Consider the following 19,283-nt stretch of genomic DNA (forward strand, 5'->3'; position numbering starts at 1 on the left):
CAGCGGCTACAGTGGAGGCATGACCGCGCAGCCTACCCTCTTCGAGCGCATCATCGCCCGCGAGATCCCCAGTGACATCGTGTATGAAGACGAGCATTACATCGCCATCCGCGATATTGCCCCCAAGGCGCCAATTCACCTGCTCGTCATTCCCAAACGGGTCTCGGCGCGCATAGACGAGATTACCGACGCCCAGGAAATGGGCGAGTTGTGGCTGACCGCGGTGAAGGTTGCCCGGCAGCATGCCGCGGATTACCGCCTGCTGGTCAATGCTGGCAAGGGCGGCGGTCAGGTGGTCTTTCACACGCACATCCACATCATGGCCGGCTGGGAACACGGTCCGGATAACGATACAGGCAGCGCGTGACGCCAGAGAAGTTCAGCGCTGTCCTGTTTGACCTCGACGGCGTGCTGGTCGACACGGAGACCATTATCGGCGAGCTGTGGGCCGACATCTTCACTGGACACGGACTTAACCTGACGCCCAGCGAAATCACCCGCCTGACCTCCGGACAGCGCTTTGAAGGTGTGATGCAGGCGCTGGACGAGCAGCGCGGTTGGAAAGCGCCGGAAGATTTTCTACCCATGCTCGATCAGCGCTTCAATGGAGCCTTTTCACATGTTCCCTCAATTGAGGGTGCAGCGGATACTCTGCGCGCCCTGCAAGCTGCAGGAATCCCTTTCGCCGTAGCCAGCAACAGCGAAAAGGGCCGCCTGCATATGAAACTACGTGGTGCGGGACTGGCTGATCTGGTCGAGCCACACGCCTATGACCCCTCGTATGTGGGTGGTCTCGGCAAGCCTGCACCGGACCTGTATCTGTACGCCGCCGCGCAGCTTGGCGCAGAACCCGGCCGCTGCCTCGTTATTGAAGACAGCGTGCCAGGAGCGCGCGCAGGGCTGGCCGCCGGCGCGACAGTCTGGGCACTGCTGGCAGGGGGCCATATTCTGCCGGACGACGAAGCTCACCTGCTCGAACTGGGCGCGGCGCGGGTGCTGCATTCGCACGCCGACCTACGCGCCGCGCTGGAAGTGCAGACCCTGGTTTGAGACCAGCCTCAGCTGGTGGCATATCCGCTCGACGCTCAAACTCTACATATGTAGAAATGTTGTATGCCGCGTTCTCCCAATACGAGTCCGCACACACGCTCCGTGCTGGAAGCTCTGCTTCAGTCCCATCCTGATCCTGCCTACGGCTATGACCTGAGCAAGACAACAGGCCTCAGAAGCGGCACCCTCTATCCCATCCTTCAGCGCCTGCACGCGCAGGGCTACCTGGAAGCCCGCTGGGAAGAATCCCTGCATCCGGGAAAACCGCCCCGGCATGTTTACACCCTCACAGAACAGGGCACACGCCTGGCTCGCGAACTCCGCGAAACGGCCCGCACCCCACCACAACTGGTCAGAGGAGCGCTGTCATGATGCCTGAAGAGTGGCACCAGGGTATGAAGCATGAAGCCGAGAGTGTCCCGGACGGTCAGTGGGCCCGGGAGACCCGCTGGGCCGCGTGGTGGGCTGGGCGCACATACGAACTGAGGCAGGTGCTGACCCGCAAGCCACTCGGAGAGCTTCTGCTTGTGCTGCTCCTGCCGTACCTCATTCTTCTACCGGGTCTGGACCGTGTTGGCAACATCTATAGCCAGGGGGTATTTCTGCTCCTGTTCGGCCTGCTGGCCGGGCTCAATGCAGGAGGAGCAACACTGTTCCTGCTTTTATGGACCGCCCGGTATGCCTGGAGTGACCGGGCTCCCTGGGCACTGGCCGTCACAGCCTCCGCAATGACCCTGAGCCTGATGCCTCTGGCACTTGCTCTCGTTCAGCTACGGGTCCAAGGCCCGGCACCGGCACTCTCCCCTGCCCGCGTCATGGGGGGGACCGTGGTTTTACTTGCCGTGCTCTGGGCCTTCGCCTGGGCCATTCAGGTACTGAAGCGCTCAAGGGTCAGGAGAAAGACATGACCCCGGAAGAGTGGCATCAGGGTGTGGAGAATGAGGCGGTCAACGCCGTGGATGAGCCCTGGTCAGTGGAAACAATGCGTTACCTGCGCCGCAGGCAACTTGTGCTTTCCGTATTGAAGCTGGGAACCGAATTCAGCCTTCCACTTGTCTTCGTCGTCCTGATGGTGCCAGTGCTGGACCGACTGGCGACAGCCGAGCTGGCTTTTGCCCACGCCTGGGCCCTTGGCCTGACAGGCGCTCTGCCCTCTGCCGAAAGTCCCTTCCCCTTGCTGGAAGCAGGAGCGTGGATCTGCGTGGCAGCCGTGTGGTTCATGGTTGGGGCCATACATGGAAGGCACGGGTTGAGGCTGGCAGTGGCCCTGACTTGCCTGTGGCTTGGTGGCCTGCCTACCTGGGGATTTCACCGTCTGACTGGACTAAGCACCCCGCTGCCGGATTGGTGGTTGTGGCCAGCGGCAGCAGGGCTGGTGTGGCTCTGGAGGAGCCAGCAGGCGACAACAAGACAGCAGGCCAGCTGAGCCAGGAATGTCGCCGCTGAGGGTGCAGGCTCAGCGGCGACATTCCTGGTCTTGTTCTTCAGGCCATTGGAAGTTCGACCATGCCGCCCGGCAGGTCGCTGTCATCCTTGCCTTCCATGCGTGCCGTAACGGCCAGTCCGGTGGGCGTCTGGGCCAGCCCGCCATCAGCTGTTTCCCGCAGGGCAGCGGGCATCATGCGTCCAACCGACGCCATGGCCCCGAGAACCTCATCAGGCGGAATGAAGCTTTCCAGCTGCGCCAGAGCCAGCTGAGCCGCACTGACCGCGTGTACCGCGAAAAAAGCGTTGCGGCTGACACAGGGCACCTCCACATAACCGCCTACCGGGTCGCACACCAGCCCGATGGTGTTCATCAGGGCCAGGGACGCGGCGTGAACGGCCGCACGTGGCGAGCCGCCCAGAAGCTCAGTGACGGCGGCGGCGGCCATGGCGGCGCTGGAACCGATTTCTGCCTGACAGCCCCCGGCGGCCCCGCTGATGAACATGCGTTTGCTGATGGCCTTGCCTACCCCGGCGGCCAGGATCATGGGGTCAACCAGCCGTTCGTCTGGCAGGCCCAGATGGTCGGCTACACCCAGCAGGGCACCAGGAATGGTGCCGGCGGACCCGGCAGTGGGTGCAGCGACAATGCGCCCCATGCGGGCGTTTTCCTCATTGACTGCCATGGCGTAAGCCTGAACACGGCGAATGAGTGGGGCATTCAATACGTCCGGCGCGTCCCACAGCCCCTTGGCATTCCAGCCGACCATCCCGGTAATGCTTTTGGCCTCGCTGCTCAGACCGCGCTCAATGCTGTCGCGCATCTCCCCGATGCGCCGCAGCATCTCAGCACGAATATCGGCAGGGTCCAGGCCAGTTTCCTGGCAGTCACGGTCCAGCACCCACTGACTGGCTGGAGCAGGGGCATTCATCAGTTCTTCGAGGGTCATGGGCGCTCCTTGGCCGCCCGCGCCAGGCCGCACAGGGCCTGCGGGCAAAGAATGGGGGATCGGCCGAAGTTTACTCCGTAGGCGGGAGAAAACCGGGGCTGGGCTTCACCCTCAGTGTCCAGGAAAGCTGGACTCCTGTGGTGAAAAGCCGGTAGGACTGTCCTTACCCTGGTGCCCTGACGGCGCCCCTGTCAGGCCTCCTGAGCGACACGCAACAAGTCGCCGGAAGTTACCAGTTCACGCAGACGGAGCAGGTCCGGCTGAAAATACCGATCAACCTGCATGGTGGGCACGGCCCCTCGGATGTGCTCGTAGGCGGCCTGCACTCCTATGCCAGCGCGAAACCCGGCAAAGTCGAGCGCCTGGGCCGCGCACATCAGTTCAATGCTGACCACGGTCTGGGCATGGTCCAGGATCTGCCTGAGCTGCCGGGCTCCATGGGCCCCCATGCTGACATGATCTTCCTGGTTGGCGCTGGTCGGGATGCTGTCCACGCTGGCCGGATGGGCCAGCACCTTGTTCTCGCTGACCAGGGCCGCCGCCGTGTACTGCGCGATCATGAAGCCGCTGTTGAGTCCGCCTTCAGGTGCCAGGAAGCCCGGCAGACTCGACAGGGCGGGGTTAAGCAGCTGCTCGCAGCGACGTTCGCTGATGCTGGCCAGCTCTGCCACAGCTACCTTCAACGCGTCGGCAGTCAGTGCCAGCGGCTGCCCGTGAAAATTCCCGCCTGACACCACCTCTCCGGTGTCGGGAAAAATCAGGGGGTTGTCGGTCACAGAGGCGAACTCCACGGCCAGTACCCGGGCCGCCTGGCTCAGGGCGTCATGGGTGGCACCGTGCACCTGCGGCACAGCACGCAGGCTATAGGCGTCCTGCACCTTGCCGCAGGACGCGTGACTCGGCGCGATCTGGGACTCGCGCAGAAACCGGCGAAGCTCCTCAGCCGTGTGTACGGCCCCTGGATGTGGGCGCAGACCCACGACTTCCGCTCCGAACGGCCGGTGCGAGCCTGACAGCGCCTCGACCGTCATGGCCGCCGCGAGGTTGGCCGTGCCCAGCAGCGCCCAGGCGTCATGCAGAGCAAGGGCCAGCAGGCTGCCCATCAGCTGCGTGCCGTTGATCAGGGCGAGACCTTCTTTGGCCTGAAGTTTCAATGGCTTCCATCCGAGCTCATTGAGAACTTCCGCAGCCGGACGAATCTGACCCCCATATTCGATCTGGCCCAGCCCGATCAGACTCAGGGCCAGATGGGCCAGCGGAGCCAGATCTCCTGAAGCGCCGACGCTGCCCTGAGCAGGAATGACCGGATGTGCCTGCGCATTCAGCAGGGCCAGCAACAGGTCCACAACCTCAGGGCGCGCCCCCGAATGCCCCAGCGCCAGCGACTGCGCACGCAGCAGCAGCATGCCGCGCACGACTTCAGCCGGCAGGGGCTCACCCACGCCAATGGCATGCGAGACGATCAGGTTGTGCTGCAGCTGCGCCAGCTGAGCGCGGTCCACACGCACCGAGGCGAACTTGCCAAAACCAGTGTTGACCCCATACACCGCCTGATCACCGTCCACGATCTGCTCGATGACGGCGCGGGCACGGACAATCCGGCTGCGCGCCGTGTCAGACAGCTCGACCGGCTCGTGGCGGCGGACAACCGCGATGAACTGCTCTACAGAAAGGGTGGTATCCAGTATCACGTCAGAAACTCCTTAAAAAGTTGCGAATGAGGACCCTTGGGGTTCAGACCCGAGTGCCGGCCTGCCACACGTCGCGGACCGGACTGGCACCCAGGGTGTAAGCCAGGTCGCGCCAGTCGGAGCTGTGCAGAGCCAGGAAGTCGGCCCGCTGCCCGGGAGCAAGGGCTCCCCGGTCACGCAGGCCCAGAGCATGGGCAGCGTTCACGGTACAGGCACTCAGAGCCTCTGGTGGCGTCAGGCCACACAGCCGCACGGCCAGGGCCAGGACCAGCTGTGAGCTGAACACTGGCGAGGAGCCTGGATTGAGATCAGTCCCGACAGCCACAGCAGCCCCGGCGTCGATCAACCGGCGCCCGGGCGCAGCTGGGAGCCCCAGGTGCAGGGTCACACCGGGCAGGATCGTGGCCACCGTGTCCGAGGCTGCCAGAGCCTCGATCTGGGCCTGCCCGCTGGCTTCCAGATGGTCTACGCTCAGCGCTCCCAGCTGGCACGCAAGTTCGGTGCCGCCGATTGCCTGAAACTGATCGGCGTGAACTTTGACCTGAAGCCCATGCTGCTGCGCCGCGGCAAGAATCTGGCGGGTCTCTTCAACGCTGAACGCTTCTTTCTCGCAGAACACGTCCACGGCCGTGGCCAGGTGTTCTGCGGCCACCCAAGGAATGAGGTCCTCACACACGCCCTGCACGTAGGCTGCGCGGTGGTCCTGCGGTGGAACATGGATCAGCAGTGTGGGTATCAACTGAAACTCGGCCTGCAGGATTTGCACGGCCTGTAACATCCGGCGTTCGGCTGCAAAGTCCAGACCGTAGCCGCTTTTCACTTCAACCGTGGTGGCACCGGAGTCCCGCAGCGCTTCCAGGCGGGGTCTTGCCAGGGCCACCAGGGCTTCCACGGAGCTGGCCGCCGTGGCCCGCATGGTCGAGCGTATGCCTCCACCCCGCGCCAGAATCTCCTCGTAGGGAACACCCGAAATGCGGGCCTCGAAGTCGGCCAGACGGTCACCCGCCCAGACCGAGTGGGTATGCGGATCGACCAGCCCAGGCACGACCGCCACACCGCCGAGATCATGAATGCTGGTCGAGGCTGGGGCCTGCTGCCGGGACCCGGTCCAGGCAATCACGCCGTCCCGGACCAGCATGGCCGCGTCGTCCAGCCGGGTCAGCTCCCGCATGGCTGCTCCACGCTGCACGCCAGGCGCCGGGGTCACGAGCTGCGAAATTCCTGTGAATAGCGTCTCATTCATGCCCGGACGCCTCGAAGACCTCGCAGAGCGTTTCCATGATGAGCCGGGCGCACAGCAGTTCGCTGCGGCCAGTCGGGTCCAGGTTCGGGGCAAGCTCGACCAGATCCAGGCCCACCACACGGTTGTGCCGGGCGGTGGCCGCCAGCACCGCCATGGCCTGCGCGTAGGTAAACCCATCCGGTTCCGGGCTGCTGGTTCCCGGAATGACCGAGGGGTCCAGGCCGTCCACATCCACGCTGATGTACACGTTCCGGTCCCGCGGCAGGCTCTGGAGCACAGCAGGGAGATCACTTTGCACGTCAGTCATGGGAATCAGGCTGTGACTCCGGGCACGGGCAGCTGCCACGGCCTCGGGGTCGAAGCGCAGGCCGCGCAGGCCGATGGTCGTGATGTGCACGAGGTTGGGCAGCGTCTCCACCGCCCGGCGGAAGGGGCTGGAGTTGCTCCAGCGGGTGTCATTGCGCACATCGGTAAAGTCCAGGTGGGCGTCGAGCTGAACCACGTGCAGTTCCGGTACGTCTGCAAAGGCCCGCAGCAGCGGGAAGGTGACGCTGTGATCCCCGCCCAGGAAGACTGGCAGGGTGCAGCGTTCCCGCAGCGCCTGGGCAGCTGTGGTGGTGCGCGCCTGCATCAGTTCGGGTTCCAGGCTGGGCAGAACCACATCTCCGGCGTCCGCAAACGTCACGCCTCCCAGGCGGGTCTGGCCGTCGAGCCCGGTGAAGGGCGGCACGCTGCGCAGGCTGGCCTCGCGCAGGGCACGCGGAGCGAAGCGCGCCCCCGGGCGGAAACCCAGAGCAATGTCGTACGGCACGCCCAGCACCGCCACGTCCGTGCGCCAGCTTCCCTGGGGTTCGACCAGGGGCGCACGGACAAAGGTGGCAATTCCGCCGTAGGGCAGGTGGGCGGGGGTGATCACTGCTGGCCTTTGGAATGATCGGTGATGCCCAGGCTGGGCAGGTCCAGGCCACGCTCGCGCGCCACATCCAGGGCCAGATCGTAGCCGGCGTCCGCGTGACGGATCACACCCATGCCCGGATCGTTGACCAGGCAGCGGCTCAGGCGCGCGGCGGCTTCGGGCGTGCCGTCAGCCAGCGCAACCAGCCCACTGTGCTGGGAAAAGCCCAGGCCCACGCCACCACCGTGATGAAAGCTCATCCAGGCGGCACCTGACGCGATGCCCACCCCGAAGTTCAGCAGCGCCCAGTCGGAAACAGCGTCCGAGCCGTCCTTCATCGCTTCGGTCTCACGGTAGGGGCTGGCGACGCTGCCGGCGTCCAGGTGGTCGCGGCCGATCACGATCGGTGCCTTCAAGCGGCCGTCAGCCACCATCTCATTGAACAGCCTCGCGGCCTGGTCGCGCTCCTTGTAGCCCAGCCAGCAGATGCGCGCTGGAAGGCCTTGGAAGGCGATCTGATCGGCGGCGTAGGTCAGCCAGCTCTGCAGCCGCTCGTCTTCGGGGAACAGTTCGAGCAGCGCGCGGTCGGTCGCACGGATGTCCTCAGGGTCGCCGGACAGCGCCACCCAGCGAAACGGCCCCCGACCCTCGCAGAACGAGTCGCGGATAAAGGCCGGCACGAAGCCCGGATAGTCAAAGGCATTCTCTACCCCGGCCTCCTGGGCGCGGTGACGCAGGTTGTTGCCGTAATCGAAAGCGACGGCGCCGCGCCGCTGCAGCTCCAGAATGGCGCGGACGTGCGCGGCCATGGCCCCATAGGCACGGGCACGGTACTCCTCAGGACGGGCTTCACGCAGCAGCGCAGCGTCCTCATCGGGAGCCAGGACCGGGATGTAACCCCACATGGGGTCGTGGGCGCTGGTCTGATCAGTGATGAGGTCAGGTGTCCAGTTCATGGCCACCAGCCGAGGAACCAGCTGTGCCGCGTTGCCCTGCACACCGATAGAGCGGGCTTCACCGGCGGCCTTGTAAGCCTCGGCCCGGGCAATGGCATCTTCCAGACTGCTGGCCACCTCATCGAGATAGCGGGTTTCCAGACGCTTCTGGATACGGGTGGGGTCAATCTCGATGGTGATACTGACGCCTCCGGCCAGCTTGACGGCCAGCGGCTGCGCGCCTCCCATGCCTCCCAAGCCAGCCGTCACCGTAATGGTTCCCTGCAGCGTGCCACCGAAATGCTTGCGCGCGGCCCCGGCAAAAGTTTCATAGGTTCCCTGCAAGATGCCCTGGGTACCGATGTAGATCCAGCTGCCAGCTGTCATCTGGCCGTACATCATCAGACCCGCCTGATCCAGTTTGTCGAAGGTTTCCCAGTTGGCCCAGTGGGGTACGAGATTGCTGTTGGCCAGCAGCACGCGCGGCGCCCACTCGCTGGTTTTCAGGACAGCGACGGGTTTACCTGACTGAATCAGCAAGGTTTCGTCGTTTTCCAGGCGGTCCAGGGTCTCCACGATCTTATGAAAAGCAGGCCAGTTACGTGCAGCCTTGCCACGTCCACCGTAAACCACCAGCGTTTCGGGGTGCTCAGCCACCTCCGGGTCCAGGTTGTTCATCAGCATGCGCTTGGCGGCTTCCTGAATCCAGCCTTTGGCGGTGCGCTGTGCACCCCGGGGGGCACGGACGACAGGAGCAGATTCTGTGGGGGCGGGCACTGTGTTGGTCATGGCAGGTCTCCTGGGAAAACGAGGTATGCCCTATCGTCTGCCCCAACTGCTCTCCCCACAATGGAAGTTTCCGGATACTCCGGAAACAGGCTAGGATTGTCCTGTGCCCCGCATCCTGGCCACCGTTGAACATGCCGTGCGGCTGCTTGAACTCTTCGATGCCGATCATACGGAGTGGACCCTCAGCGATCTGGCGCGTCATGTGGCACAACCCACATCGACGGTGCATGAGCAATTAACCACCCTCTGCGAAACTGGTCTGCTGACCCGGGTGAGCCGAGGCCGCTACCGGCTGGGCTGGCGGCTGCTGAAACTGTCGAGTGCCCTGTACGGCAGCCTGCCCTGGTACCCCCCCGCCCACGCAGCGATGGAACGCCTTGCGCGCCGAACCCACCTGCTGGCCTTTTTGTGCGTACTTGACGGTGCCCGGGTGCTCTGCGTGGCCAGATCGGTACAGGGCCGGGATGGGCCACCTGTTGCCGGAGAGCTGGATTTTGAGCTGCCGGCCCATGCCACCGCCAGCGGCAAACTGCTGCTGGCTCTGGCTGGGCGGCCACTTCCCTATCCAGCTCCAGTGTTTACGGAGCGCACCGTGACCACAGCAGCTGCCTGGGACGCTGAGGCCACCGCAATTCGCCAACATTTACATGCCGTCACCGCTGACGAATGGGCCAACGGAACAGGCGGTCTGGCTGTGCCGATCCGTGGTGAGCATGGCGTGGTTCTGGCGGCCCTCGGCGTCAGCCTGCCTACCCCCAGGCTGCGCGAGAGTGACATGCTGCTCCGTGCACTTCGGGATGCCGCTGATGAAGTGAGCTGGCACCTGGGTTACCGTGCACCGATACGCGCAGGCAACTCAGAGCACTGAGTTACCTGCGGCGGTCTTTTAAAGATTTATCTGTAATCAGCCAGCACCAGGCGGCGGGCCCGATAAAACGCTTCCTGCGCGAAGGTTGCGCTCAGGGCCGGCGGGTCTGGGTTGTCTGGGTTGTGGTGTGGGCGTGGGTTGCACGGTTGCGGCCAGCAAGACCAGCCAGGCCAAGCAACCCTAACAGGCCCCAGGGAAAGCCAGACCGGTTCTCTGTCTCTGTAACCGTGGTGCCCGACGTTGTCGTAGCAGCATCGGTGTCAGTGGCTTCGGTCGTTTCGGTGGTTTCAGTCGTCTCGGTGGCGTCGGTGGTATCTGTTGTCTCCGTGCCCGTCGCATCGGTGGCATCTGTTTCAGTGGTGTCGGTGCCCATGGCGTCCGTATCCGTCGCATCGGTACCGGCCGTATCGGTTCCGGTTGTATCAGTACCTGTAGTGTCAGTACCGGTCGTTTCCGTACCTGTGACATCCGTTGTGGTTTCTGTCGCGGTTTCTGGTGTGGTGGTGTCGGTCTGGGCGTAAGCCACGGGAGCTGAGAGCAGTGCAAGGGTGACGAGCAGGGTTTTCATTAGAAACCTCCTGCGGCGAAGTATGGTCTGTCGATGTCTTAACCCGGTGACAACTGGATCAATTCATCCTGCACTAATGCTCATGTAAGACACAATTTGGATGAAGCTGAGCACTAGATGCCTGCCACGGGGATGCAGTGGGTAACCAGCCATCATGTCAGCTGCACGCGTGCAACAGCGTCCTAGCCGTCCATCAGTTTCGGGAGGAGACGCACCCAACCCATGTCAGGCCAGCGGTTCAGAAACGCCAGGGCCTCCACACTCAGGGGCTGGTCAAGTTCGACCGCCAGCAACGCCTGACCTCCACGGGCCTGACGTGTACAGGTCAGCGTGGCGATATTCACGCCGTCAGCAGCGATGGTGGCGGCAATACGCGCGATCATGCCAACGGCGTCGGTATACAAAAGCAATACTGTCGGACTCGACGCACTAAAGTTCACGCCGAGACCCTGAACATGAGTGACCTGAATAACGCCGCCACCCGTGCTACTGCCCTGGACGGTAACCTCACGGCGTTCAGACCGGACCGCTATATGGGCGGTATTCGGATGTACATCCCCAAGGTCGACATCACGAAATTCGAAATTGAGGCCAGCTTCCTTGGCTTCTTCAAACGACCGTGGCAGACGGGCATCATCAGGTGAGAAACCGAGCAGACCGGCAATCAGGGCCAGGTGTGTGCCGTGCCCACGCCCCGTTTTGGCGAACGACGCATGCAACCCGATAGTCGCCTGACGAGGGGCCTCGCCCAGCAGATGATGCGCCACCAGTCCCAGACGGCAGGCGCCTGCGGTATGGCTGCTGCTGGGCCCGATCATGACCGGACCAATCATGTCGAGAAGAGACATAATTAGAAGTATAGGCAGGACCGCCGACTGGCGTCCTGCCCCCACAGACAATCGAAAAAAGCTATCTGTCGTTCAGCGTGCCCAGATTCTCACGCAGCTCGTCGAGCTTCTCCTGGGAATCGGCGGCAGTGTCCATACCGTTGGCATCGACACTGCCGTCGGCACCCTGCATTCCGTCATTGATCTGCTCTGTCTGGTTTACGTCACCGCTTTCCGGGTTGGGATTGGTCATGTCAGCAGCTTGCTCTGTAGTTGCTGCAGCGCAGGTAGGAAAATGCGCAGTGAATCTTTATGCCACCCGTGAAACAAGCTGAACCTTCTGTTGCGCCGCCGCCTATGCAGATCAGATTTGGAGAACGTCGCAAAGTTAAACCCATTCAGCCACGCCAACTTGACACCTTTCTCGAAAGAAGTGGGCCCCAGAACGTGCACCACTGTTGGTAGCACAAGCCTTCCATATACAACTGGCCTGCCCTTTCTCGCTCACCAGAGCTTTGGCACGCTCCTCACTTCAACACACCTTCGACCACGTCAACTCGGCAGGAAGATCCAGAGCTCGACTTTTTTCGTATCGCCCACCCCACGTACTGTCCAGCCACACCTGGAATCCAGTCCTGTTGAAGTGGAAGCTATTCACCGGTTTCTGAGCGGTATGACAGGCCCAGCGGCATCAAAACAGGAAGCCGCAAACTCAGGGCTTGGCCCTCAAGTCGAGTTCCGGCCACGGACTGCGCGTGAGGGCAAGGGTCACCTGGGCTGCTCTATCCTTGGTCCCCGCATAGAGCACTGTAAAAGGAATCTCAAGCCAGAGTGTGGTGGGTATGCCAGGCAGCGCGGGCTGTGGACCTCTATGGTAATCAGCATGTCTCTGCCCGGCCGTTCCCCCCGCCGCTCATCGCGTCTGCCTCTGACCCTGCTGATTGCGCCGTTGCTGGCAGCCTGCTCGGGGCAGGACGCGCAGACGGTATTGAACAGAACTGTGTCCACCAGCGGCCTGAATGTCAGTACAAACGTCCGCTATGGCCCGGACGCCCGAAACTTTATGGACATCTATTCCCCCCAGGACGCTAAAGGGGCGCCAACGGTGCTGTTTATTCATGGGGGTTCCTGGGAGGGCGGTGACAAAGAAGGCCACCGCTTCGCTGGTGAGTCCCTGGCCCGCGCTGGCTACGTGACAGCCGTCATGAACTACCGCCTGGCGCCGGTAAACCGCTACCCCAGCTACGTGCAGGACGCAGCAGCAGCGCTTAAGGTGTTGCGTGACCGGTCCGTGAGCCTTGGAGGCAGCCCCGACAACATATTTGTCATGGGCCATTCGGCCGGAGGCTTCAATGCAGTTGAGGTTGTGGTCAACGAACGCTGGTTGCGCGAGGTGGGAGTGCCGGTCAGCAGTATCCGCGGCGTGATAGGGATTGCCGGACCGTACAGTTACGATTTCCGGCAGTTTTCGAGCGCCCGCGCCTTCCCGCAAGGCGGGCTGCCCGACGAGATCATGCCTGACCGCCACGTGCGACCCGATGCTCCGCCGCACCTGCTGCTGGTGGCCGAGAACGATTCTGTGGTCTACCCGCAGAACGCCTTGAACATGGAAGCGGCCCTGAAGCGTGCCGGCATTCCGGTCACGCGAACAGTGCTGCCCCGCGTCAACCACCTGACAATCATGGCGGCAATAGCACGTCCACTGACCTTCCTGGGAGGTACAAGGAAAGCGGTAATCGACTTTATCGAGACTCACCGCCGCTAAGCAGGAGTGGACTATGGATCAGGCGGCCTCTCACAGCCTAACCATAAAATGAAGTCATGACTTCCCGCCTTGTGACTGGCCTGCTGGCCAGCGCGCTGTGCATCACGCTCAGCGCCTGCCGGTACAACTATGTGCCGCTGATTCCTCCTCAGGCTGAAGTCCGGCTGCCTGCACGGATAACCAACGCGACCCTGGTACGCGAGGAGCAGCAGCTCAAGCTGGGGGCGCAGATCCATGGACGTTTTGAGCCGGGTTATCTGACCGTTCAATGGTTCGATGGCAGCCGCGAGCTGGGGACGGACAGCGTGTACCTGGACAGTGCATTACGCGAAGCTGTCTTCAGACTTGACGCACCGGCCAAGGGTGCTTACCGCGCTGTACTGTCTTTCGGAGGAATCGTACTGCGGCAGGTAGAACTGTATGAGGTCAGCCCATAATGGCGGGTCAATCGTGGAATGGCGTGGTGGAATGGACAGCTGGCACTAAGGAGCGCTTTGTCTGGCGTTCCGGCCGCGTGATTCCCTTACGTACCGAGACCTTGCCTGCCCCCGTCAATTATGGTTGTCTTCCGGGCGTATGGAACCCGGCCGATGATGCCGAGGCGGATGCCGTGTGGCTCGGTGTCCCCCGGACAACAGGAGATCAGATCGAAGATGTCCCAACTGGCCTGCTGTACCTGGACGACGGCGACCACAAAGTGGTGTTCGGCCCTCTGGATGAAGGCGTCGAAGCTCTTCTGGCATGGTTTCCGCCGGGCCGTGGAGCGCGCCTCCTGGACGCCAGCGCAGCTCAAGCCTGGCTGGCAAATCTGCCTGCTGCCCCCACCGGGCTGATTGCCAGATCAGCTACCTGAGGCTGCCGATGTCGACCCCTGGACGCTGCAATGATGTGTAGACGGAGAATTCACATGCCTTTTGTAAGGACGCCGTTGGGTATGACCCCATAGTGCTCCCGCCATCCTTCTGGAACAACGATGTTTCTGATCAAGCAGAGTATGCAATGTGTTGCGGCTCCGCGTCATGCAGTGTCAGACCCTGCGCCGCTTGGTACCCTCGCACAAGAGCTGAACTGGGCCTGAAGCGCAGCAATCGAGTACAGAAAAGCTCAGGGGGCTGAACCACTAAGGAGGCTTGCCAGACCGAATGTCATGTGTATAGCTCCTGGCGAATGTGCAGTAGTCGAACTCGCAACGACCTGACTGAAGGGCCGCTCCATTCACAACGCGGCTTCCTACTTCTAAAATTCGAGAGGATAAAAGCGTCTCTTTCCCACGCCAGCCACACATCGTTTTATAAGCAGGCAAAACCCGCCTTGAAGCGCCAGTGCGTCAGACACCTGACGCCGCCAGTTGTACTCGTCATGGGTGACAGACGCCGGGCAAGACGCCGTCAGCGCTTTTTCGTCCGGTGAACAGTTCCAGAAGTCAGCCTCACCGTTGACGTCTCTGAAGCGGAAAGGAATGAGTTCTGTCATGCGTACGTAGTGTCTACGCAAAACACCGGTCCAGGAGGTCGCAATAGCCGTCTGATGTGCCTGAGACCGCACATGCCAGTGCTACGCCGAATGTATGAAGCAGGCCGCAGAAATACGCTTGTCCAGGATCGGGGTCCGGGTGCTGTTCGGCTGGCACCCGGACAGCAGCAACGGCCTGATCCGAAATCAGAACTGACAAAGCCACCCTTCAGCACTGGAGCAGCTGAGGAAGGCCAAACCCTTCGTCTCTACCGTGTTGGAGTTCGTAGCTTGAAGTCATATGCAAATGAAGTAGTTGACACGACTTTGATCACCGAATTTCAAAAATACAGTGTTAAACTAACAATTACGAGATTAATTACTTATGACAGCAACCTATTTCCAATTTGCAAATATGGCAACTTCACAATAAATTCCCCATATTATTAATCGTGATCATATTTTAATTATACAGTTGTATATATTGCGATCCACCACGCATGTAAGCTCTTTAGCAGCTGTCTGTGAAAGCTTACAGACCCCATCGTGCGGCTCAGGCTCATGATCAAGCTGGTTCAAAGGGTGAGGAGGCATTCACCTTTAGACAGTTTGAGGTGGCAGACTGGGAAGCATGAGCGACCCTTCCACTCCTGCCCGCCCTACCCGTGTGCTTCTCAATGTCCGCCTCCAGAACGGCGACCCTGTGGACGCTGAAGTGGGGCGCAAAGCCGCGCTGTATATGTCGCGGCAGCCCGGCGTGCTGAAGGCTGAAGGGGGGATGGCGGGAAATCTTGAAGTGCACTATGACGCCGAGTCGGTCACACTGACTGACCTGACCCGCGCTATGGCCAAGGCTGGGCTGCGGGTCGGCATCGTCTGAGAGCGCTGGCGACGACCATCAGTTTCTGAGGTAAAACTTCCGGTCCCCTTGGTGAGACACGGGACGCAGTGGCTGAGTGACGCAGTGGCTGAGTCATGCACACTCCAGGGTCAGGCTCTGACAATAAGCACAGCACATGGGGTCACGTAGCAATAAGGTCACGCAGCGTGACCCCGATCGTCTGGCACACACGGCAGGCCTAAGCTCAGACAGGCACGCAGCCTCGTGAGTGCCCTCTACTCCTCCAATCACAGATCCAGTGCAGCGGCGCACAGCCGCTACTGACAAGGTCAGGGCAGACCGTATCAAAGTTGCAGGAATGGCAAGAGCACGAGACCTCAGACGGAAAAGGCACAACATAGGGTTTCCAACGCAGTAGCAACCCTAATCCGGATCAGATATCGGATGCCGACAAAGGAATAAAGTGCTCTGCTCCGTGCGATTTCATCCTGGTGCGCTCGCAAGGCTTTCCCTCACCGCGGCAGCCTGATCAACACGCTGAGTCTTCAGGACGTGGCCTACGGCACATGCCATGCTGCCACGTGTTCCAGCAACGATCTAGCGCTGCCTGAGGTCCTCAATCTTCCAACGTCGCGCCAGATCATTGGTGCGGATGGTCACCCAGGTCAGGGACTCGCTGCCGGGCGCAGACACTGCGCTGTGGTCCTCTTTCCAGGCTACGAACCGTTCAATACCGGTGGTGCTGCCATCAGGACGCACGTTCGGAGTGACCTCGAACAGATAGTTCAGGTAGACGCCTCCAGCCTCGCCGGGACGCGTCGGCAGACGTTTGCTCTGTACCTCAAGGTTACGCGCCACGTTGGGCCACACGATGTCCTTGGCATTGCGCCGCCCTACTGGGGTATCCATGTTCTCGCAGGCAGCCAGCGGGCTGGGCAGCTCTGCCGGAAGTGGGTTCTGCGCGATCAGCCCTGTGAAATCACCTTTCCAGGCCACACAGATACTGTCCAGATCTATTTGAAGCGCGTAGGGCACCTCCGGAGTGACCCGTGACAGAAAATGCAGCCACGGGCCGCCCTGTGAATGGCCCAGCAACACCAGCCTGGGTGGGCGGACAGCACGCAGCCAGGTAGAGCGCATCCGTTGCACATCCGCCCATAAGCCACCAAATCCACGCTGCTGCGGCTGCACGTAGGGTGACGAGAAGTTCGCTCCAGGGTGCGACGCATAGCCAGCAACCTGCACGCGGTAACCAGCCGCAGCAATGGAATCTGCCACAGCGTCCAAGGTCCCCCGGGCCGACAGGACATCACGGTTATCGCGCGGGGCACGGCAGGGCGGTCCGCAGCGGCCAGACATAGCCAGCACAACCACGTCCGGAGCGGGACCATCCAGATTCAGAGGCGCACTGCGGGGAGCGGCCACGGTCATGATCCGGGGCGCGCAGCCTGCGGCGCCCATACAGAGTACGGACGCCAGGAGCAGGGAAACGGATCGGAGCACGAAATCAGTGTAGGTTTACACCCGCACGGCAGCCGGAATCTGAAGAACAGTTGGTTTAGAGCAACTGTTCAGGCTTCTGGGGGGAGGGGGCAATGACGGTACAGCTTGGCAGGCCGCCCCGCCTGCCCGTACTGGTGGTCGAGCTGCGCCTGTCCAGCCCGCACCAGATGCTCCAGGTACCGCCAGGCGGTGACCCGGCTCAGGCCCACACGGTCGCCGATCTCTTCGGCACTGACTGCCTGACCGGTGTCGGCCAGTGCCTGCGCCACTCGTTCCAGAGTATGCGGATCGATACCGCGCGGCAGGACCCCAGCCGTCGTCGGCGTGACGCCCAGCAGCCGGTCCAGGCTCGCCTGATCCACACGTGAGGCACTGGCCGCTGCATTCAGGCGCCTTGTGCGGTGCCGGGCCACCAGTTCCGCCAGACGCTGGCCCGTAAACGGCTTGATCAGGTAGTCGAAAGCGCCGTGGGCCAGAGCCAGCCGCACGCTGCTCTCGTCATCGGCAGCGGTGATCAGGGCCACGTCGGTGGTGCGCCCTGCCGAGCGCCAGTGACGCAGCAGTCCCAGGCCGCTGCCGTCCGGCAGGTGAACATCCAGCAGAATCAGGTCCGGCTGCAGGGCCTGGGCCAGCGCGTCACCCTGGGCGCAGGTGGCGGCACTGCCGACCACATGAACATCCGGGTCACGTTCCAGCAGATCCCGGTTGACCCGGGCCACCCGCAGATCGTCCTCGACAAGCAATATCCGAACCCGCGTGGTCATGGTCCTCCTCCGCTGCGCGCCCCAGGTGCCGGAAGGCTCACCTGAAAGACCGTGCGCCCGCCGCGCCGGGAATGGCGCAGTGCTCCTCCCAGAGCCTGGATCCGCGCACATACACCTGCCAGGCCATACCCGCGGCCTTCACCCTTGCTGCTTACGCCCTGGGTAAACAGCGTCTCGGCCAGAGCAGCAGGGACGCCCGGTCCGCTGTCCTCAACCTCGACCTGCATGCCCTCAGGGTCCTCGCCGATCAGCACCGTGACTTCTCCGGGCTGACCGGCCAGGGCCTCGAAGGCGTTTTCGGTGAGGTTGCCCACCGCGGTGACCAGCGTGTCAGCGTGACGTTCCCACAGCGGCGACAGGCAGCTGCCCTCGGCCACGTGAAAGTCGATGCCCAGCTCCTGCGCCCGCTCGCGTTTGCCGGCCAGCAGGGCCACCAGCCGGGGCACCTGCACGTCTCGCAGCAACTGGCGGAACTGGGCATCCGCCTGGATCTCGGCGTTCAGAACCCTCAGGGCTTCCTCGCTGCGCCCCAGCTGCAACAGCCCGGAGAGCACATGCAGGCGGTTCTGGTACTCATGCGTCTGGGCACGCAGCACATCCACAAACCCACGTGCGTGCGTCAGTTCATCGGCCAGCGCCAGCGCCTCAGCGCGGTCACGGAATCCCGAGACAAACCCGCCCCCCATGGCGTCCGGTGCCCCGTTCTGGCCATTGAGCGGTTCGAGATTCACCAGCACCGGCTGCCCGCGCAGGGTCAATTCCAGGTTCTGCTGGCGTGTACTCAGGCCGCCGGCAGTCAGGGCCGCAAGTTCAGGCCACAGCTCCGACAGGGGCGCTGGAGTGCAGACCGGTCCCAGCAACTCGATGGCCCTCTGGCTGGCCAGCGTAACCTGCCCGGTGCCGTCCACTGCAATGACTCCCTCGCGCAGCGCCGCCAGAACCGCGCGCTGCTGCTGGGCCAGCGCAGCAATCTGCTCGGGTTCCAGGTTCAGAATCTCGGCACGCAGGCGCCGCGCGGCCCAGACCGCCCCGGCCGTGCCCAAGGCCATGGCCAGCAGAAACCACGGCAGCAGGCTGATCAGCGCCTGCGCAACCAGATTCCAGGCCCGGGGCATCAGGTAGCCCGTACTGACCACACCCACCACCCGCGTTCCCGCCCGTCCACCAGCCCAGATCGGCACCTTGCCGCGCACACTGAGCCCCAGGCTGCCGCGCGCCACGCTGACAATCTCCCGGCCTGCAAGCGGCGCGTCATTGTCACCGCCCATCATCGGGCGGCCCAGGCTCTCGGGAACGGGATGCGCCAGCCGGATGCCCTGAGCGTTGCCGACCACGATAAAGTCCGCCTTGGCCTCGTCACGCAGGGCGTTGACCTGGGTGTTCAGCGCGGGGTTGGGTTCCCCACGTTCGGCACCCTGGTAGACCAGAGGCAGCTGCGCGACCAGCCGGCTGATAATTACGGCCCGCTCCCCGATCCGTTCCCGGGCCTCGCGGTAGAACTGCCAGGTCTGTACCCCAACCAGCAAGGTGGTCATGGCACACAGCACCAGCAGGTGCCAGCGCACCATCCTGCCCTGCAGACCCAGCCCCCGCCCTTTGAGGGCACCCAGAATATTCATGCGACGCTGTTCATTCTAGAAGTGCGGCCAGCCGCGACACATGGTTGCGTTCATTGTGTTCACGTTTGTGCATTGCGTCAGCAGATTTTGCCCTGCCA

22 protein-coding genes are annotated in these 19,283 nt (G+C 62.6%); 10 read left to right on the forward strand and 12 right to left on the reverse strand.

Annotated features, from left to right (window positions below; all coding sequences use genetic code 11):
* Nucleotides 1-19 precede the first annotated feature (19 nt).
* From DEIDE_RS08770 to DEIDE_RS08790, 5 genes are all read left to right on the forward strand, one after another.
* Nucleotides 20-367 (forward strand): histidine triad nucleotide-binding protein, encoded by a 348-nt coding sequence (locus DEIDE_RS08770; RefSeq protein ID WP_012693598.1) that lies wholly within the window; start codon nt 20-22, stop codon nt 365-367.
* Complete coding sequence (locus DEIDE_RS08775) at nt 364-1,050, forward strand: HAD family hydrolase (RefSeq protein WP_012693599.1); 687 nt, start codon at nt 364-366, stop codon at nt 1,048-1,050. Before DEIDE_RS08770 ends, DEIDE_RS08775 begins: the two co-directional genes overlap by 4 nt.
* A 63-nt stretch (nt 1,051-1,113) precedes the next feature.
* Nucleotides 1,114-1,422 (forward strand): PadR family transcriptional regulator, encoded by a 309-nt coding sequence (locus DEIDE_RS08780; RefSeq protein ID WP_012693600.1) that lies wholly within the window; start codon nt 1,114-1,116, stop codon nt 1,420-1,422.
* Nucleotides 1,419-1,958, forward strand: a complete 540-nt coding sequence (locus DEIDE_RS08785) for a hypothetical protein (RefSeq protein ID WP_012693601.1) — start codon at nt 1,419-1,421, stop codon at nt 1,956-1,958. Before DEIDE_RS08780 ends, DEIDE_RS08785 begins: the two co-directional genes overlap by 4 nt.
* Entirely contained in the window at nt 1,955-2,476 is a 522-nt protein-coding gene (locus DEIDE_RS08790) for a hypothetical protein (protein ID WP_012693602.1), read from the forward strand. The genes DEIDE_RS08785 and DEIDE_RS08790 overlap by 4 nt, the downstream gene beginning before the upstream one ends.
* Nucleotides 2,477-2,534: 58 nt before the next feature.
* Here the strand turns inward: DEIDE_RS08790 and DEIDE_RS08795 are convergent, their stop codons facing one another.
* The 5 genes from DEIDE_RS08795 to hutU form a co-directional block, all read right to left on the reverse strand.
* Nucleotides 2,535-3,425, reverse strand: a complete 891-nt coding sequence (locus DEIDE_RS08795; RefSeq protein ID WP_012693603.1) for an L-serine ammonia-lyase, iron-sulfur-dependent, subunit alpha — start codon at nt 3,423-3,425, stop codon at nt 2,535-2,537.
* Nucleotides 3,426-3,616: 191 nt separating this feature from the next.
* On the reverse strand, nt 3,617-5,116 hold the full coding sequence (gene hutH / locus DEIDE_RS08800; protein WP_012693604.1) for a histidine ammonia-lyase: 1,500 nt from the start codon (nt 5,114-5,116) through the stop codon (nt 3,617-3,619).
* 43 nt (nt 5,117-5,159) lie between these two features.
* Nucleotides 5,160-6,359: an imidazolonepropionase gene (hutI, locus tag DEIDE_RS08805; RefSeq protein ID WP_012693605.1), complete on the reverse strand. Its 1,200-nt coding sequence runs from the start codon at nt 6,357-6,359 to the stop codon at nt 5,160-5,162.
* Complete coding sequence (locus DEIDE_RS08810) at nt 6,352-7,275, reverse strand: arginase family protein (protein WP_012693606.1); 924 nt, start codon at nt 7,273-7,275, stop codon at nt 6,352-6,354. Before DEIDE_RS08810 ends, hutI begins: the two co-directional genes overlap by 8 nt.
* A complete protein-coding gene (hutU, locus tag DEIDE_RS08815) occupies nt 7,272-8,978 on the reverse strand; it encodes a urocanate hydratase (RefSeq protein ID WP_012693607.1) in 1,707 nt (568 codons plus the stop codon). Before hutU ends, DEIDE_RS08810 begins: the two co-directional genes overlap by 4 nt.
* A 103-nt stretch (nt 8,979-9,081) precedes the next feature.
* Here hutU and DEIDE_RS08820 point away from each other — a divergent pair, with 103 nt between their 5' ends.
* Complete coding sequence (locus DEIDE_RS08820) at nt 9,082-9,846, forward strand: IclR family transcriptional regulator (RefSeq protein WP_012693608.1); 765 nt, start codon at nt 9,082-9,084, stop codon at nt 9,844-9,846.
* A gap of 91 nt (nt 9,847-9,937) precedes the next feature.
* Here DEIDE_RS08820 and DEIDE_RS08825 read toward each other — a convergent pair whose 3' ends face one another.
* The 3 genes from DEIDE_RS08825 to DEIDE_RS19380 form a co-directional block, all read right to left on the reverse strand.
* Nucleotides 9,938-10,414 carry a WGxxGxxG-CTERM domain-containing protein gene (locus tag DEIDE_RS08825; protein WP_049760458.1) on the reverse strand — a complete coding sequence of 159 codons (477 nt, stop codon included), beginning with the start codon at nt 10,412-10,414 and terminating at the stop codon, nt 9,938-9,940.
* A gap of 182 nt (nt 10,415-10,596) precedes the next feature.
* Nucleotides 10,597-11,262, reverse strand: a complete 666-nt coding sequence (gene sdaAB / locus DEIDE_RS08830) for an L-serine ammonia-lyase, iron-sulfur-dependent subunit beta (RefSeq protein WP_012693609.1) — start codon at nt 11,260-11,262, stop codon at nt 10,597-10,599.
* 61 nt (nt 11,263-11,323) lie between these two features.
* On the reverse strand, nt 11,324-11,494 hold the full coding sequence (locus tag DEIDE_RS19380) for a hypothetical protein (protein WP_012693610.1): 171 nt from the start codon (nt 11,492-11,494) through the stop codon (nt 11,324-11,326).
* A 630-nt stretch (nt 11,495-12,124) separates the two neighbouring features.
* Between DEIDE_RS19380 and DEIDE_RS08835 the strand changes: the two genes are divergently transcribed.
* The 3 genes from DEIDE_RS08835 to DEIDE_RS08845 are packed head-to-tail and all read left to right on the forward strand — an operon-like array spanning nt 12,125 to nt 13,859.
* On the forward strand, nt 12,125-13,006 hold the full coding sequence (locus DEIDE_RS08835; protein WP_162485428.1) for an alpha/beta hydrolase: 882 nt from the start codon (nt 12,125-12,127) through the stop codon (nt 13,004-13,006).
* 56 nt (nt 13,007-13,062) lie between these two features.
* On the forward strand, nt 13,063-13,443 hold the full coding sequence (locus DEIDE_RS08840) for a hypothetical protein (protein WP_012693612.1): 381 nt from the start codon (nt 13,063-13,065) through the stop codon (nt 13,441-13,443).
* Nucleotides 13,443-13,859 (forward strand): inorganic pyrophosphatase, encoded by a 417-nt coding sequence (locus tag DEIDE_RS08845; protein ID WP_012693613.1) that lies wholly within the window; start codon nt 13,443-13,445, stop codon nt 13,857-13,859. Before DEIDE_RS08840 ends, DEIDE_RS08845 begins: the two co-directional genes overlap by 1 nt.
* A 383-nt stretch (nt 13,860-14,242) precedes the next feature.
* Here the strand turns inward: DEIDE_RS08845 and DEIDE_RS19030 are convergent, their stop codons facing one another.
* A complete protein-coding gene (locus DEIDE_RS19030; RefSeq protein WP_162485429.1) occupies nt 14,243-14,479 on the reverse strand; it encodes a hypothetical protein in 237 nt (78 codons plus the stop codon).
* A 610-nt stretch (nt 14,480-15,089) separates the two neighbouring features.
* On the opposite strand from DEIDE_RS19030, the gene DEIDE_RS08850 reads away from it, so the two are divergent.
* A complete protein-coding gene (locus DEIDE_RS08850) occupies nt 15,090-15,338 on the forward strand; it encodes a hypothetical protein (RefSeq protein WP_012693615.1) in 249 nt (82 codons plus the stop codon).
* A gap of 558 nt (nt 15,339-15,896) precedes the next feature.
* Here DEIDE_RS08850 and DEIDE_RS08855 read toward each other — a convergent pair.
* From DEIDE_RS08855 to DEIDE_RS08865, 3 genes are all read right to left on the reverse strand, one after another.
* A complete protein-coding gene (locus tag DEIDE_RS08855) occupies nt 15,897-16,802 on the reverse strand; it encodes a hypothetical protein (protein ID WP_012693616.1) in 906 nt (301 codons plus the stop codon).
* Nucleotides 16,803-16,870: 68 nt separating this feature from the next.
* A complete protein-coding gene (locus DEIDE_RS08860) occupies nt 16,871-17,566 on the reverse strand; it encodes a response regulator (protein WP_012693617.1) in 696 nt (231 codons plus the stop codon).
* Nucleotides 17,563-19,185, reverse strand: coding sequence for an ATP-binding protein (locus tag DEIDE_RS08865; RefSeq protein WP_012693618.1), 1,623 nt, complete (start codon nt 19,183-19,185; stop codon nt 17,563-17,565). Before DEIDE_RS08865 ends, DEIDE_RS08860 begins: the two co-directional genes overlap by 4 nt.
* Nucleotides 19,186-19,283: the final 98 nt, after the last annotated feature.

It is taken from the genome of Deinococcus deserti VCD115 (genome assembly GCF_000020685.1).
Classification (GTDB): Bacteria; Deinococcota; Deinococci; order Deinococcales; family Deinococcaceae; genus Deinococcus; species Deinococcus deserti.